The 13109-nt window shown below is 55.6% G+C and carries 14 protein-coding genes and 1 tRNA gene; 5 read left to right on the top strand and 10 right to left on the bottom strand.

All coding sequences use genetic code 11. From position 1 onward, the window contains the following. The 3 genes from QQF33_RS24830 to QQF33_RS24820 form a co-directional block, all read left to right on the top strand. The coding region (locus QQF33_RS24830) for a tyrosine-type recombinase/integrase (RefSeq protein ID WP_285158795.1) at window positions 1-243 on the top strand (243 nt) is incomplete at its 5' end. A 267-nt stretch (window positions 244-510) separates the two neighbouring features. Further along, window positions 511-1026: a hypothetical protein gene (locus tag QQF33_RS24825; RefSeq protein WP_285148245.1), complete on the top strand. Its 516-nt coding sequence runs from the start codon at window positions 511-513 to the stop codon at window positions 1024-1026. A gap of 120 nt (window positions 1027-1146) precedes the next feature. Beyond that, a complete protein-coding gene (locus QQF33_RS24820) occupies window positions 1147-1704 on the top strand; it encodes a terminase small subunit (RefSeq protein ID WP_285148247.1) in 558 nt (185 codons plus the stop codon). Between the two features lie 676 nt (window positions 1705-2380). On the opposite strand, the gene QQF33_RS24815 is transcribed toward QQF33_RS24820, so the two are convergent. Further along, window positions 2381-2456 (bottom strand) — tRNA-Ile (locus tag QQF33_RS24815). A 125-nt stretch (window positions 2457-2581) separates the two neighbouring features. Here QQF33_RS24815 and mug point away from each other — a divergent pair. Further along, window positions 2582-3088 carry a G/U mismatch-specific DNA glycosylase gene (mug, locus tag QQF33_RS24810; protein WP_282494267.1) on the top strand — a complete coding sequence of 169 codons (507 nt, stop codon included), beginning with the start codon at window positions 2582-2584 and terminating at the stop codon, window positions 3086-3088. 33 nt (window positions 3089-3121) lie between these two features. On the opposite strand, the gene QQF33_RS24805 is transcribed toward mug, so the two are convergent. The 4 genes from QQF33_RS24805 to rpsU all read right to left on the bottom strand — a co-directional run bounded on the left by QQF33_RS24805 (window position 3122) and on the right by rpsU (window position 7930). Further along, entirely contained in the window at window positions 3122-3532 is a 411-nt protein-coding gene (locus QQF33_RS24805; protein ID WP_285158794.1) for a hypothetical protein, read from the bottom strand. Between the two features lie 202 nt (window positions 3533-3734). Further along, entirely contained in the window at window positions 3735-5579 is a 1845-nt protein-coding gene (gene rpoD, locus QQF33_RS24800) for an RNA polymerase sigma factor RpoD (RefSeq protein ID WP_282494269.1), read from the bottom strand. A gap of 274 nt (window positions 5580-5853) precedes the next feature. After that, the gene (gene dnaG, locus QQF33_RS24795; protein ID WP_282494270.1) at window positions 5854-7599 is read right to left on the bottom strand and encodes a DNA primase; all 1746 of its coding nucleotides are present in this window, start codon (window positions 7597-7599) and stop codon (window positions 5854-5856) included. 115 nt (window positions 7600-7714) lie between these two features. Further along, window positions 7715-7930: a 30S ribosomal protein S21 gene (gene rpsU / locus QQF33_RS24790; protein WP_001144069.1), complete on the bottom strand. Its 216-nt coding sequence runs from the start codon at window positions 7928-7930 to the stop codon at window positions 7715-7717. Window positions 7931-8157: 227 nt separating this feature from the next. Here rpsU and tsaD point away from each other — a divergent pair, with 227 nt between their 5' ends. After that, window positions 8158-9171 (top strand): tRNA (adenosine(37)-N6)-threonylcarbamoyltransferase complex transferase subunit TsaD, encoded by a 1014-nt coding sequence (tsaD, locus tag QQF33_RS24785; protein WP_282494271.1) that lies wholly within the window; start codon window positions 8158-8160, stop codon window positions 9169-9171. A gap of 128 nt (window positions 9172-9299) precedes the next feature. Here the strand turns inward: tsaD and ureG are convergent, their stop codons facing one another. From ureG to QQF33_RS24760, 5 genes are read right to left on the bottom strand one after another with little or no spacing between them, the layout of a single operon-like run. After that, complete coding sequence (gene ureG, locus QQF33_RS24780; protein ID WP_285145545.1) at window positions 9300-9917, bottom strand: urease accessory protein UreG; 618 nt, start codon at window positions 9915-9917, stop codon at window positions 9300-9302. A 10-nt stretch (window positions 9918-9927) separates the two neighbouring features. Then, a complete protein-coding gene (locus QQF33_RS24775; RefSeq protein WP_285158793.1) occupies window positions 9928-10602 on the bottom strand; it encodes an urease accessory protein UreF in 675 nt (224 codons plus the stop codon). A gap of 14 nt (window positions 10603-10616) precedes the next feature. Beyond that, a complete protein-coding gene (gene ureE, locus QQF33_RS24770; RefSeq protein ID WP_285158792.1) occupies window positions 10617-11075 on the bottom strand; it encodes an urease accessory protein UreE in 459 nt (152 codons plus the stop codon). Between the two features lie 9 nt (window positions 11076-11084). After that, complete coding sequence (gene ureC / locus QQF33_RS24765) at window positions 11085-12788, bottom strand: urease subunit alpha (RefSeq protein ID WP_285158791.1); 1704 nt, start codon at window positions 12786-12788, stop codon at window positions 11085-11087. Then, a complete protein-coding gene (locus QQF33_RS24760) occupies window positions 12781-13101 on the bottom strand; it encodes an urease subunit beta (protein WP_282494277.1) in 321 nt (106 codons plus the stop codon). The genes ureC and QQF33_RS24760 overlap by 8 nt, the downstream gene beginning before the upstream one ends. Window positions 13102-13109 lie beyond the last annotated feature (8 nt).

Raw genomic sequence — 13109 nt, 5'->3', positions numbered from 1 at the left:
AGCCTGAATTACAGCACGTCAGGAGTAATGAAACGCCTGCTGAATGAATTCGGCGTTGCCCGGTTCCATGACCTGCGACATTTTGCCGTGTCCAGCCTGGTGAAAAGTGGTGTCGATATTCTGGATGCGTCGGACATGGTGGGGCATTCCAGACCCTCGGTGACACTGAATGTTTACGGCCACCTTTTCCGCGAAAAACCATCATTAAAAAACGCCCTGCGCGGTGGAGTAAGGAGAATATAATAAACTCCTTACTTTCCTGCTGTGATGCGGGTTTACTGGCTTAAATCGACGATTCATCCGTTTTTGGATAATGCCGCATTTTTTCGTGATTTTTTGCGAGTTAAAGAGAAAATGCGGAGAAATGAGGCGCGGCGGACATTGCAGGCCGATCCGGTGCGACATATTCCACGCTGCAACCCGCATTCTACCGTTCGAATTCTTACGCGGACTTTTTGCGGGTTCGTGTCCTCCTGATATTTTTCGACTATTGCGCAGAGAAGGTGATTTATGACGGCATTTTCTGGTGAAGAAAGCTCGTTCCGATTTAAGGGGATCTGGTGGACGGAGGAGGCATTCACCGACGTGCTGCAGAAGGTGGCCGAAATGCACCGGGCAATGAGTAATCACCGCGTTGCTTTTCATTTTGGCGTCAGTGAGAAAGCGATCAGGATGTTAAGGGCGCGCAGCTCGACAGCCGATAAAGTGATCCGGCACTTCATCGAGCGCGCGAGATTGTGTGCGGATAAACCGGCGCGATACCAGGAGCGCGACTGGTACAGAAACCCACCTTCTGAGCCAGAGGCAAGAAAGATACTGGCCGCAGCCGAAGCGGAAAGGGAAAGGCAGTGGGCGTTGAGGAGGCAGCACCGCAGGCGCGTGGCGGCTGGTGGCGCGTGCCATGCCGAACGTGCGAGGGCGCGAAAGCGTGAACAAATTCAGCAATGTAAACTGTCCGGATTAACGCAGGCGTTAACAGCGGAAAGCCTGGCATGTTCGGTGCGCACGGTCCGCCGGTACTGGTGAACCGACATTTTAAGGGGTGAACCAACCTCATTTTACTGTTTGTAGGTTCACACAAAGCGAGCACTGGCGCGGCTTGCAGGGCCGTGAACCAACTGAACCGACTGAACCGACGTTTTTTCAGTGTCTATAGATGCGTTTTATTATTCCATCATATCCACCAGCGATAAGATGGGTTTTTGGAGTTTTACCGGCGCCCGATTTTACACTGCACGCCGCCATATCAAACCGCGCAAAACTGCGCAGAAATATGAGCAAAAAAGTGCGCAAAAAAAACTGCGCAAAACTGCGCAAATTGAACCCGGAAAAATAGCACAAAAAACATCAGCCGCCCCCCTATTAAAACGCTCAGATTGCCCTCCTGGTACTCCGATCAATGTTCTTGAAAACTTTGGGATAAGTGTTGAACAAGCCTTGTTTGCAAGGCTTGTTGTTGATGGTAAAACCCGCGTCGAAGCGTATCGCCAGGCTGGTTATAGCGGCGAGGGGAATGTGGCTTACGCTGCAGCCTCTCGCCTGTTAAGGAATGTTAAGGTTTCCCGCTACATTCACGCGCTACGAAACGAGCGCCAAAAACGCTACGCCGTGGAGCTGGATGATCTGATTACGCAGCTCACAGCCATTGTGAATGCAGACCCGAACGAAATAGCGCAATACAGGCGCGTTAACCAGAGAGGTTAAAGAAAATCATGAGCATTCCGACAAGGCAAAAAGCTGACATTGTGGCCGCGCTTATCGAGAGGGGTAACGCAGAGCTCACGCCTTATCTGTGCCGCGAACTGGAGAGAGTGATCGCTGGGGATGCAGCCCGGCGCGAACGGTTTATCCAGAAGGTTAGATCCCCGGAGTACCACTGGAAAAAGCCAGAGCCGCGGCGAAGGTAGAGCGCAAAAATTTGGACTGTTCTTGACGGAAAAAAACACAACACGCTCGCAATCGTTGCCGCTGCTGGCTTTGGTTCAGATCGAATGATTAGGCCGTCAAAAATGCAGTGAGTCAGACCGGTACGCACACACGAGGGAAGGTACGCAGCAAGGTACGCACCCAAAGCGCGCTTTTTTTCTGCGTACTTAAGGCGCTCAAATTGAGCCACTAAAACGTGATTGAGGTAAAGCGTAAAAGCGACATCATCACCGGCGGCAGGGGGGGGGGAGATCAAATCCCTGTCAGGGTTGGCAGGTCATACGGCCCGCTTCATTGAATTTTTTCACCCGCGAAAAATAAAAAAATGGGGTGAGATGGTGTGAACGGTCATAAATTAACCATGAATCACTATAGTTACCGTTCCAAAATATCCTATAAATATCCTGGATGATTTAAGGCTGGTGGGCGATCACCCGCCAGCCCTTGCGGTATCTGGTGGCCCCTGCTGGACTTGAACCAGCGACCAAGCGATTATGAGTCGCCTGCTCTAACCACTGAGCTAAGGGGCCGTGGCGGTGAATTATAGAGTAACTCCCTGCCGCAATCCAGACATTCACACCTGCCTGCTGTTTTTATAAACAACGCATTATCAATCCTTTATACTGACCACCTGATATATTCATCGGGGAATGAGATGATCAATGACATTCTGGCACCTGGCCTGCGGGTGGTCTTCTGCGGCATCAATCCTGGCAAGTCCTCTGCGCATACGGGTTTTCACTTTGCCCATCCGGGAAACCGCTTCTGGAAGGTGATTCATCAGGCGGGTTTTACCGATAGATTACTGAAGCCTGAAGAGGAAATGCATCTCCTGGATACGCGCTGCGGCATCACCATGCTGGTGGAACGCCCGACGGTGCAGGCGACGGAAGTGAACCTGCACGAGCTGCGCAGCGGCGGGCGGGAGCTGGTGAAGAAGATCGAAGACTACCAGCCTTCGGCGCTGGCGATCCTCGGTAAGCAGGCGTACGAGCAGGCATTTAGCCAGCGCGGGGCGCAGTGGGGCAAACAGAATATCACCATTGGCATGACGCAGGTGTGGGTGCTGCCGAATCCGAGTGGGCTGAACCGAGCGACGCTGGACAAGCTGGTGGAGGCATATCGGGAGCTGGATGAAGCGTTGATGGTGCGGGGGAGATGATCCCGACAGAGGCTGCCGGGATCCGGTATACAGTTACAGCGAGTCAACCTGGGCAATCATCGACTGACCGAGCGTGCTTTCGATGCGATAGCACAGCGTCTTCATTTTCGAGTCGTACGCGTTAACCACAAGATCGTTCAGCTGTGGGTTCAGATCGTTTTTCACGGAGAGGAACAGACTGTTTTTCTTGTTCAGATCGGCCATTGCGAGGCTGTATTTTTCCCAGGTTTTTGGGTTATAGGCGCGCAGGGCGTTCAATGAGCGGACGCAGGTCTCGTTCGCCGTCAGGGAGCGGCTCTTCACCGTATCGTCGTTTGTCACACCCTGAGTTTCTTGCGCTACCGGTGTTGCAGCAGGAGTCACCAGAGATTTAGGCGCATTTTGCTGTTTATTGACACAACCCGCCAGGGCCACGCATATCATCAGAAGCCATGCTTTTTTCATTTTTTTATCAGTCCCTGCTGGGTAATGGAGAGTGGGGAATACTCTGTTACTTAGGTAAGAATCATCTGAGGGATTGATTATATGTTGAAAGATAACAATAGCAACGTGGGTTTATCTCTGTTGCGATGATTTTCACAGGGTAGTTATCGAGAGATAAAAAAAGGCCACAGCAAGCTGTGGCCTTATTCAGAACGATTTGCGATTAATCGTCGAGGAAGCTACGCAGAACTTCAGAGCGGCTTGGGTGGCGCAGTTTGCGCAGAGCCTTCGCTTCGATCTGACGGATACGTTCGCGGGTAACGTCGAACTGTTTACCCACTTCTTCCAGCGTGTGGTCGGTGTTCATATCGATACCGAAACGCATACGCAGGACTTTCGCTTCACGAGCGGTGAGGCCCGCCAGAACGTCGTGAGTGGCAGCACGCAGGCTCTCGGTCGTGGCAGAGTCCAGCGGCAGCTCGAGGGTGGTATCCTCGATGAAATCACCCAAATGCGAATCTTCATCGTCGCCGATTGGCGTTTCCATGGAGATAGGCTCTTTGGCGATTTTCAGCACCTTACGAATCTTATCTTCTGGCATCAGCATGCGCTCGGCCAGCTCTTCTGGCGTCGGCTCGCGGCCCATCTCTTGCAGCATCTGGCGGGAGATACGGTTGAGTTTGTTGATGGTCTCAATCATATGCACCGGGATACGGATGGTGCGAGCCTGATCCGCGATAGAGCGGGTGATTGCCTGACGGATCCACCAGGTAGCGTAGGTGGAGAATTTGTAACCACGGCGATATTCAAACTTATCAACCGCTTTCATCAGACCGATGTTACCTTCCTGAATCAGATCCAGGAACTGCAGACCACGGTTGGTATATTTCTTGGCGATCGAAATAACCAGACGTAAGTTCGCTTCAACCATCTCTTTCTTCGCACGACGGGCTTTCGCTTCGCCGATAGACATGCGACGGTTGATGTCTTTAACCTGCTCGATGGTCAGGCCGGTCTCTTCTTCGATTTGACGCAGTTTCTGCAGGCCGCGCTGAACATCATCAGCCACATCGTGCAGTTTTTCAGACCATGGCTTGTTCATCGCGATAGCCGCGTTGAACCAGGTTTCGCTGGTTTCGTTGCCGGTGAACAGGGTGATGAAGTTCTTTTTCGGCATTTTGCACTGCTCAACACACAGCTTCATGATGATACGTTCTTGAGTACGAACGCGGTCCATCATGACGCGCATGCTGTTTACCAGGTAGTCGAACTGCTTCGGCACCAGGCGGAACTGTTTGAAGACTTCAGACAGTTTCTGAATCTCGGCCTGAGCGGCTGCATGGCTGCGGCCTTTGGCTTTGATGGTGTCACGAGCCAGTTCGTACTGGGTACGCAGCTCGCCAAACTTCTCGCGCGCCAGCTCAGGATCGATGCTGTTGTCATCGTCGCTGCTGTCGTCGTCGTCTTCTTCCTCTTCGTCTTCGTCATCATCCATCTCTTCCTGAGACAGTTCAGAACCGACGTGAGTCGCCGTTGGCGCCAGGTCTTCTTCCGCGTTTGGATCGACAAAGCCGGTGATCAGGTCAGAAAGACGCGCTTCTTCGGCTTCGACGCGATCGTACTGCTCGAGCAGATAGGTGATCGCTTCAGGGTATTCGGCAACGGAGCACTGAACCTGGTTGATCCCGTCTTCAATGCGTTTCGCGATGTCGATTTCGCCTTCGCGGGTCAGCAGTTCAACGGTACCCATTTCGCGCATGTACATGCGCACCGGGTCAGTGGTACGGCCGATTTCAGATTCAACGCTGGACAACACCTGTGCAGCGGCTTCTTCTGCATCTTCGTCGGTGTTGTTGGAGTTTTCAGCCAGCAACAGATCATCGGCATCCGGTGCTTCTTCCATCACCTGAATACCCATGTCATTGATCATTTGGATGATGTCTTCGATTTGATCTGAATCGACGATATCTTCCGGCAGATGGTCATTGACCTCGGCATAGGTCAGATAGCCTTGCTCCTTACCACGTTGGACAAGAAGTTTCAGCTGTGACTGCGGGTTTTGCTCCATAAGACGGTATCCACACTTAATTCGTTTAATTGGTGTCGGCGGTGTCGCTGCCAACCTTTGAAGCGAGGGCGTACTTATATTTTTGCCGCTGCCTCTCAGTGCGGCTGCCGGGGGCTTCCCGATCGATATTCGGCACTTAAGCCGTTAAATACTTCATCCTTCAAGTTGTCTCTGCGTTAGCTTCGTTCTCGAATCCTGGTCATGTACTTATGTACACTCCCAGGCATTCGTTCACTTGCTGCCTTGATACAACTTGAATGATTTTGTCTTTCGTTTATTTCTTGGCCAGTTCCTGGTTTAACATCCAGAGTTCCCGGCGTTCTTCGCTGCTTAAGCCGTGAGTTCGCTCGCGAGCAATCAACTCTTCCTGGCGCAGTTCAAGCATCGAATCAAACATATGGTTAAGTGAGTCGGTGAACGTTTTTTCTGCAATGTCCTTATCTGCTATATCGTCCCACATCGACAGTTTTTCAAGGGTGGCGGCCTCTTTTGTGCCGCGATAGTGCTCCAGAAGCTGGCCGGTCGTCAGACCAGGCTGCGACAAACAGGTGTTGACCAGTTCTGAAAACAGGCCAAGTCCTGGCAGCTTTTCATGATTCAAACCCGCGAGCGGCGGTACTTGCGGCGCCAGCTCTGGGTTTTGCACCAGTAACCCTATCAGTATACGCATGGTTGTGCGTTTTAGCTGTGGCGCGGGGCGAACCGCACCGTTTTCCGCCAGTTTAGGCATTAAACGTTCAAGCTGGCTGTCATCCAGAATGCCGAGCTTGTTGCCGAGCTCCTGACGCAGGTAAATGCGCAGCGTCTCGCCTGGGACCTGAGAAATCAGCGGCAGGGCCAGCGTACTCAGCTGAGCGCGTCCGTCCGGGGTACTCAAATCCACCTGCGGCATCAGGCTGTTAAACAAAAACGTGGAGAGCGGCTGAGCCTGCTCCATCCGCGCTTCAAACGCCGCTTTGCCCTCTTTACGCACCAGCGTATCCGGGTCTTCACCGTCGGGCAGGAACATAAAGCGCAGCTGGCGCCCGTCGGTCATATAAGGTAGTGCAGTTTCCAGCGCGCGCCAGGCGGCGTCGCGTCCGGCTCGGTCACCGTCGTAACAACAGATGACGTTATTCGTCGCCCGGAACAGGAGCTGAATGTGGTCGGCGGTGGTGGACGTTCCCAACGACGCTACCGCGTAGTTGATGTCGTACTGCGCCAGCGCGACCACGTCCATATAGCCTTCGACCACCAGTAAACGCCGGGGTTCAGCGTTATCCTGCTGGGCTTCATAAAGGCCATACAGCTGGCGACCTTTGTGGAAAATATCGGTTTCCGGGGAGTTGAGGTATTTCGGCATGCCGTCACCCAGCACGCGCCCACCAAAACCAATCACCCGGCCTCGCTTATCGCGAATGGGGAACATCACCCGCTCGCGGAAACGGTCGTAGCTTCTTCCCTGATCGTTTGTCACCAGCATGCCGGCGTCGATCAGAGATTGACGATCTTCGCTATTGCCACCAAAACGCTTTAACACGTTGTCCCAGCCGGGCGGGGCGTAACCAATAGCGAAACGCGCAATGACTTCGTCGCTTAAACCGCGTCGGGTCAGATACTGACGCGCAGGTTCAGCTACTTTTTGCTTAAGAGACTGTTGGTAAAACGAATTCAGACCGTCCATCAGCTGGTAAAGCGTTTGTCGTTGATGACGCTCTATCTGACTCGGACCGCTGCCTGCTTCGTAAGGCACTTCAAGGTTGTGCATCGCCGCCAGTTCTTCGACGGTTTCCACGAACTCGAGCTTGTCGTAGTTCATCAGGAAGTCGACGGCATTACCGTGTGCGCCACAGCCAAAGCAGTGGTAAAACTGTTTTTCACCGTTTACGGTGAAAGAGGGGGTTTTTTCGTTATGGAACGGACAGCACGCATGGTAGTTCTTGCCCTGCTTTTTGAGCTTTACCCGCGCGTCGATGAGATCGACGATGTCGGTTCTGGCCAGCAGGTCATTGATAAATACGCGTGGGATTCGTCCAGCCATAGGCCCCGTAAAAATTTGCTACGCATAAACGAAAATAAGCCGCGCATTCCTTCCGGAAGCACGGCCTTACGACTATAACTCAGTCTGACCATTGAGGGCGTGCGCCCTCAACAGATTAGTACAGACGAGTACGGCGTGCGTTTTCGCGAGCCAGTTTCTTCGCGTGACGTTTCACAGCAGAAGCTTTAGCGCGTTTACGTTCGGTAGTCGGTTTTTCATAGAACTCACGACGACGAACTTCCGCCAGAACACCTGCTTTCTCGCATGAACGCTTGAAGCGACGCAGTGCTACGTCGAACGGCTCGTTTTCACGTACTTTAATTACCGGCATGTAACTCTCACCTTTGATAAATTCGGTTTGCCGCTGGCATCGGCGCCAGCTTATTTCAAAATGGTGCGGAATTTTACTGCAACTAATGCTGCTTTGTAAAGCACCAATGCCGTTTTTGAACGGGACTTTTGTAAGGGGTGAGAGTATACACGAACTCACCCCTCAGGGTATACATCGACCCGCATTCGCCCTACACTGCGCGGTATCGAAAAGAGGTAAATTAAGCCATGCGTGTACTGGGTATTGAAACATCCTGCGATGAAACCGGCATCGCCATTTACGACGACGAAAAAGGTCTGTTAGCCAACCAACTGTATAGTCAGGTGAAATTGCACGCTGATTACGGCGGAGTGGTGCCTGAGCTGGCGTCGCGCGATCACGTGCGCAAAACGGTTCCCCTGATTCAGGCGGCGCTGAAAGAGTCCGGATTGACCGCAAAAGATATCGATGCGGTGGCCTATACCGCCGGGCCGGGTCTGGTCGGTGCACTGCTGGTCGGAGCGACAGTCGGGCGTTCGTTGGCGTTTGCGTGGGATGTTCCGGCGATTGCGGTTCACCATATGGAAGGGCACCTTCTGGCACCGATGCTGGAAGAGAATCCGCCTGAGTTTCCGTTCGTAGCGCTGCTGGTTTCCGGCGGTCATACCCAGCTTATCAGCGTAACCGGCATTGGTGAGTACGAGCTGCTCGGCGAGTCCATCGATGACGCCGCCGGTGAAGCTTTCGATAAAACCGCCAAACTGCTGGGCCTGGATTATCCTGGTGGCCCAATGCTGTCGAAACTGGCGTCACAGGGTGTTGAAAAACGCTTCGTTTTCCCGCGTCCAATGACCGATCGCCCAGGGCTGGATTTCAGCTTCTCGGGCCTGAAAACCTTCGCGGCGAACACCATTCGTAATAATGAAAATGACGATCAGACCCGCGCGGACATCGCTCGTGCGTTTGAAGATGCGGTGGTGGATACGCTGATGATCAAGTGCAAACGCGCGCTGGATCAGACCGGCTTTAAGCGTCTGGTGATGGCGGGAGGCGTGAGCGCCAACCGCACGCTGCGTGCGAAGCTGGCGGAGATGATGCAAAAACGCCGCGGCGAAGTGTTTTACGCGCGTCCGGAGTTTTGTACCGATAACGGCGCGATGATTGCCTACGCGGGCATGGTGCGTGCGAAAGCGGGCGCGACGGCGGATTTGAGCGTTTCCGTGCGTCCACGCTGGCCGCTGGCGGAGTTGCCTGCGGCATAAGTGCGGTCTGTATTGCCCGGTGGCGCTGCGCTTACCGGGCCTACAAACGGTGCGGTCTGTGTCGCTGCGCTTACCGGGCCTACAAAACCGTAGGCCGGTGCAAGCGAAGCGCCGCCCGGCAAAACCCGCTAAACCCTCAACATCCCTTTCACTTCCAGAAATTCAATAATCCTCGCCAGACCATCACCCGCTTTCAGGTTGGTAAAGGTCCACGGACGTTCGCCGCGCATCCGGTTGGTGTCGCTTTCCATGACTTCCAGAGACGCCCCGACGTACGGCGCCAGATCCGTTTTATTGATCACCAGGAAATCCGATTTAGTGATCCCCGGTCCGCCTTTGCGCGGGATCTTTTCGCCCTCGGCGACGTCAATCACGTAGATCGTCAGATCCGCCAGCTCCGGACTAAAGGTGGCGCTGAGATTATCCCCGCCGCTCTCGACAAAAATCAGATCCAGATTGCCGAACTTCTCGCTTAACGCTTCCACCGCCGCGAGATTCATCGAGGCATCTTCGCGGATCGCCGTATGCGGGCAGCCGCCTGTTTCCACGCCGACAATGCGTTCCGGCTCCAGCGCCCCCGCTTCCGTCAGGATGCGCTGATCCTCTTTGGTGTAGATGTCGTTGGTCACGACGGCCAGCTGGTATGTGTCGCGCATCGCTTTGCACAGCGCTTCGAGCAGGGCGGTTTTTCCCGAACCGACCGGGCCACCGACGCCCACGCGCAGGGGATGTTTGTAATCAGCCATAAAAAAATCCTCAGGATCGGAATAACCGTGAATATTGGTTTTCGTGACGCGCCGAGGCGATGGCCGAGAGCGGCGTCGCCGCCCCCAGTTCGTCATCGCTGCGCGCCCACGCCTGACCGAGCTTTTCAGCAAAATGGTCGCTTAATTCGATAATCAACTGCTGGGCCGCCTGCTGGCCAAAGGGCACCAGCTTCACACCCGCCATCACCGCGCTCTCTATCCAGCTGTAGCCGAGACTCAGAGCCAGGGCATGAGCGTCGATTTTCCAGCGCACGCCGAGCCACGCCATGCCGCACAGCTGGCTCTGTGAAAAGAGCGGCAGCCAGTCGGGTGGACAGTCAGGCTCCCAGCTCTTAATCAGCCGGGTAAAAGCCGCGCCGCGATTGCGCTCCTCTTCGCGCAGTTCGCGCGTTTCCCGGCAGGCGAGCAGGTACGCCGTCCAGCGTTTTGCGGCGGCGAAGTCGTTCTGCTCGCAGGCGCGATACAGGCGCAGAAACAGCGGCAAATCGACGCACAAAAAACTCTGCTCCATCTGCTGAATCTGCCAGTGGCTGAACTCTGCCACCGTAGTGATCCAGCCTGCTTCCACCGCCCACTCGAGCCCCTGGGACCAGGTGAACGAGCCGACCGGCAGGCTGCTGCTGGAGAGCTGCATCAGGCGTAACTGCTGGCGGTTGTGCTCCATTCGTTCAGCGCGCCTTAATGGGAATGGGCGTGCGAGTGACCCTGGGCTTCACTTGTGTAGGCCCCGGCTTCCGGCTCAAACGGCAGATGCGCAAAAGTTACGTCGAGATCGAACTGGCGCAGCATGTCGTCGAGGACGTGATCGTGGTGATAGCGCAGTTCGCCGGGCATGATTTGCAGCGGCACATGGCGATTGCCAAGGTGATAGCAGGCGCGGGCGAGCAGATACGGGTCGGCGCAGCGCACCACCGACACGGACTCCGGCGCGGCGATCACTTCGATCACCTCCAGGCCGTCGTCGGTGGTGAGCAGATCGCCGCCTCGCAGCAAAAGCCCGCGCGGTAGCATCAGGCCCGCTTCGCGCCCATCGTTCAACTCCACGCGGGCGCGGCTTTTCACCCGCACATCAATCGGCAGGGTCACGCTGGCGGTGACCGGGTGGGCGTGATCAAGGCGTTGGGTTAAGTAGATCATTATCTCTCCTCAGAACAGGAAATAGCGTTGCGCCATCGGCAGGACGTCTGCCGGTTCGCTGGTGATCAGTTCGCCGTCAACGCGTACCTCATAGGTTTGCGCGTCGACGGTGATGTTCGGCTGCAGGCTGTTGTGGATCATGTCGGCTTTTTTCACCGTCCGGCAGCCCTTCACTACGGCAATAGCGCTTTGTAAATTGAGCTGCTGGGGAATGCCGTTCGCGGCGGCGGCCTGGGAGACAAAGGTCAGGCGCGTGGCGTGACGTGCTGCCCCGAGGGATCCAAACATCGGGCGATAGTGCACCGGCTGCGGCGTGGGGATCGAGGCGTTGATATCCCCCATCGGCGCGCAGGCGATCATCCCGCCTTTGACGATCGTGGCCGGTTTGACGCCAAAAAACGCCGGGGACCAGACCACCAGATCCGCCAGTTTTCCCGCTTCAATCGAGCCGACTTCGTGGGCGATGCCGTGGGTCAGCGCCGGGTTGATGGTGTATTTGGCGACGTAGCGTTTAACGCGGAAGTTGTCGTTATCCCCGGACTCTTCCGCAAGCGGTCCGCGCTGCACCTTCATGCGGTGCGCCACCTGCCAGGTGCGGATAATCACTTCACCCACGCGGCCCATCGCCTGGGAATCGGACGAAGTCAGGGAGAAGGCGCCGATATCATGCAACACATCTTCGGCGGCAATGGTTTCGCGGCGAATGCGCGATTCGGCAAAGGCCACGTCCTCGGCGATATCCGGATCAAGATGGTGGCAAACCATCAGCATATCGAGGTGCTCGTCGATGGTATTGACCGTGTACGGCAGCGTCGGGTTGGTGGAGGAGGGCAAAATGTTCGGGTGCGCGCAGGCGGTAATAATATCCGGCGCATGGCCGCCGCCCGCCCCTTCGGTATGGAAGGTGTGAATGGTTCGCCCGCCGATGGCTGCCAGCGTATCTTCGACAAACCCGCCTTCATTGAGGGTGTCGCTGTGCAGCGCCACCTGAATGTCCATCTCTTCGGCAACCTCCAGCGAGCAGTTGATCGCCGCTGGCGTTGAGCCCCAGTCTTCGTGAATTTTCAGGCCGATCGCGCCCGCCGCGACCTGTTCGCGCAGGGCGTCAGGATTGGACGCGTTGCCTTTGCCCAGCAGACCGATATTCACCGGCAGGGTGTCGGCGGCCTGCAACATTCGCGCGATATACCATGGCCCCGGTGTGCAGGTGGTGGCGTTGGTGCCCGCCGCCGGACCGGTGCCGCCGCCAATCATCGTCGTCACGCCGGAGACCAGCGCCTCTTCCGCCTGCTGCGGACAGATCCAGTGGATGTGGGTGTCGATCCCACCGGCGGTGACGATCTTGCCTTCGGCGGCGATCACCTCTGTCGCCGCGCCGATCGGGATCGTCACGCCAGGCTGAATATCCGGGTTTCCGGCTTTGCCGATGGCGAAGATCCTGCCGTCTTTGACGCCGATATCGGCCTTCACGATCCCCCAGTGATCGACGATCAGCGCGTTGGTCAGCACCAGGTCTACACAGTCCTGAGCGGTCATCTGCCCCTGTCCCATGCCGTCGCGGATCACTTTTCCGCCGCCGAATTTGACCTCTTCACCGTAAATCGTCAGATCGTTTTCCACCTCGATCCACAGCTCGGTGTCGGCCAGCCGCACTTTATCGCCTGTCGTCGGGCCAAACATGTCGGCATACGCCTGCCGCGAAATCTCAGCCATTGTTCTCCTCCAGACGACCCATCACTTCGCCGCGAAAACCAAACACTCGTTGCGCCCCGGCGATCAGCACCAGCGTCACCTCGCGCTTTTGCCCCGGCTCGAAACGCACGGCGGTGCCTGCCGGAATGTTCAGGCGATAGCCTTTGGTCGCTTCGCGATCGAATTTCAGCGCCGGGTTAACTTCGTAAAAATGGTAATGGGATCCGACCTGGATCGGGCGGTCGCCGTGGTTTTCGACGATCGTGCGCTGGGTTTTGCGCCCGACGTTGAGGGCGATCTGGCCGGGTTTAATCTGGTATTCGCCTGGGATCATCGTTCCAC

The sequence above is a fragment of the Lelliottia wanjuensis genome, assembly GCF_030238365.1.
Lineage (GTDB): Bacteria > Pseudomonadota > Gammaproteobacteria > Enterobacterales > Enterobacteriaceae > Enterobacter > Enterobacter wanjuensis.
Note: the sequence above shows the minus strand (reverse complement) of the source record. Positions and strands in the feature narration are given on the sequence as shown.

What these genes read in the sequence shown, in the direction of transcription:
- QQF33_RS24825 (WP_285148245.1), top strand. Translation starts at nt 511, where the DNA reads ATGACGGCATTTTCTGGTGAAGAAAGCTCGTTCCGATTTAAGGGGATC.
- mug (WP_282494267.1), top strand. Translation starts at nt 2,582, where the DNA reads ATGATCAATGACATTCTGGCACCTGGCCTGCGGGTGGTCTTCTGCGGC.
- QQF33_RS24805 (WP_285158794.1), bottom strand. Translation starts at nt 3,532, where the DNA reads ATGAAAAAAGCATGGCTTCTGATGATATGCGTGGCCCTGGCGGGTTGT.
- rpoD (WP_282494269.1), bottom strand. Translation starts at nt 5,579, where the DNA reads ATGGAGCAAAACCCGCAGTCACAGCTGAAACTTCTTGTCCAACGTGGT.
- dnaG (WP_282494270.1), bottom strand. Translation starts at nt 7,599, where the DNA reads ATGGCTGGACGAATCCCACGCGTATTTATCAATGACCTGCTGGCCAGA.
- rpsU (WP_001144069.1), bottom strand. Translation starts at nt 7,930, where the DNA reads ATGCCGGTAATTAAAGTACGTGAAAACGAGCCGTTCGACGTAGCACTG.
- tsaD (WP_282494271.1), top strand. Translation starts at nt 8,158, where the DNA reads ATGCGTGTACTGGGTATTGAAACATCCTGCGATGAAACCGGCATCGCC.
- ureG (WP_285145545.1), bottom strand. Translation starts at nt 9,917, where the DNA reads ATGGCTGATTACAAACATCCCCTGCGCGTGGGCGTCGGTGGCCCGGTC.
- QQF33_RS24775 (WP_285158793.1), bottom strand. Translation starts at nt 10,602, where the DNA reads ATGGAGCACAACCGCCAGCAGTTACGCCTGATGCAGCTCTCCAGCAGC.
- ureE (WP_285158792.1), bottom strand. Translation starts at nt 11,075, where the DNA reads ATGATCTACTTAACCCAACGCCTTGATCACGCCCACCCGGTCACCGCC.
- ureC (WP_285158791.1), bottom strand. Translation starts at nt 12,788, where the DNA reads ATGGCTGAGATTTCGCGGCAGGCGTATGCCGACATGTTTGGCCCGACG.
- QQF33_RS24760 (WP_282494277.1), bottom strand. Translation starts at nt 13,101, where the DNA reads ATGATCCCAGGCGAATACCAGATTAAACCCGGCCAGATCGCCCTCAAC.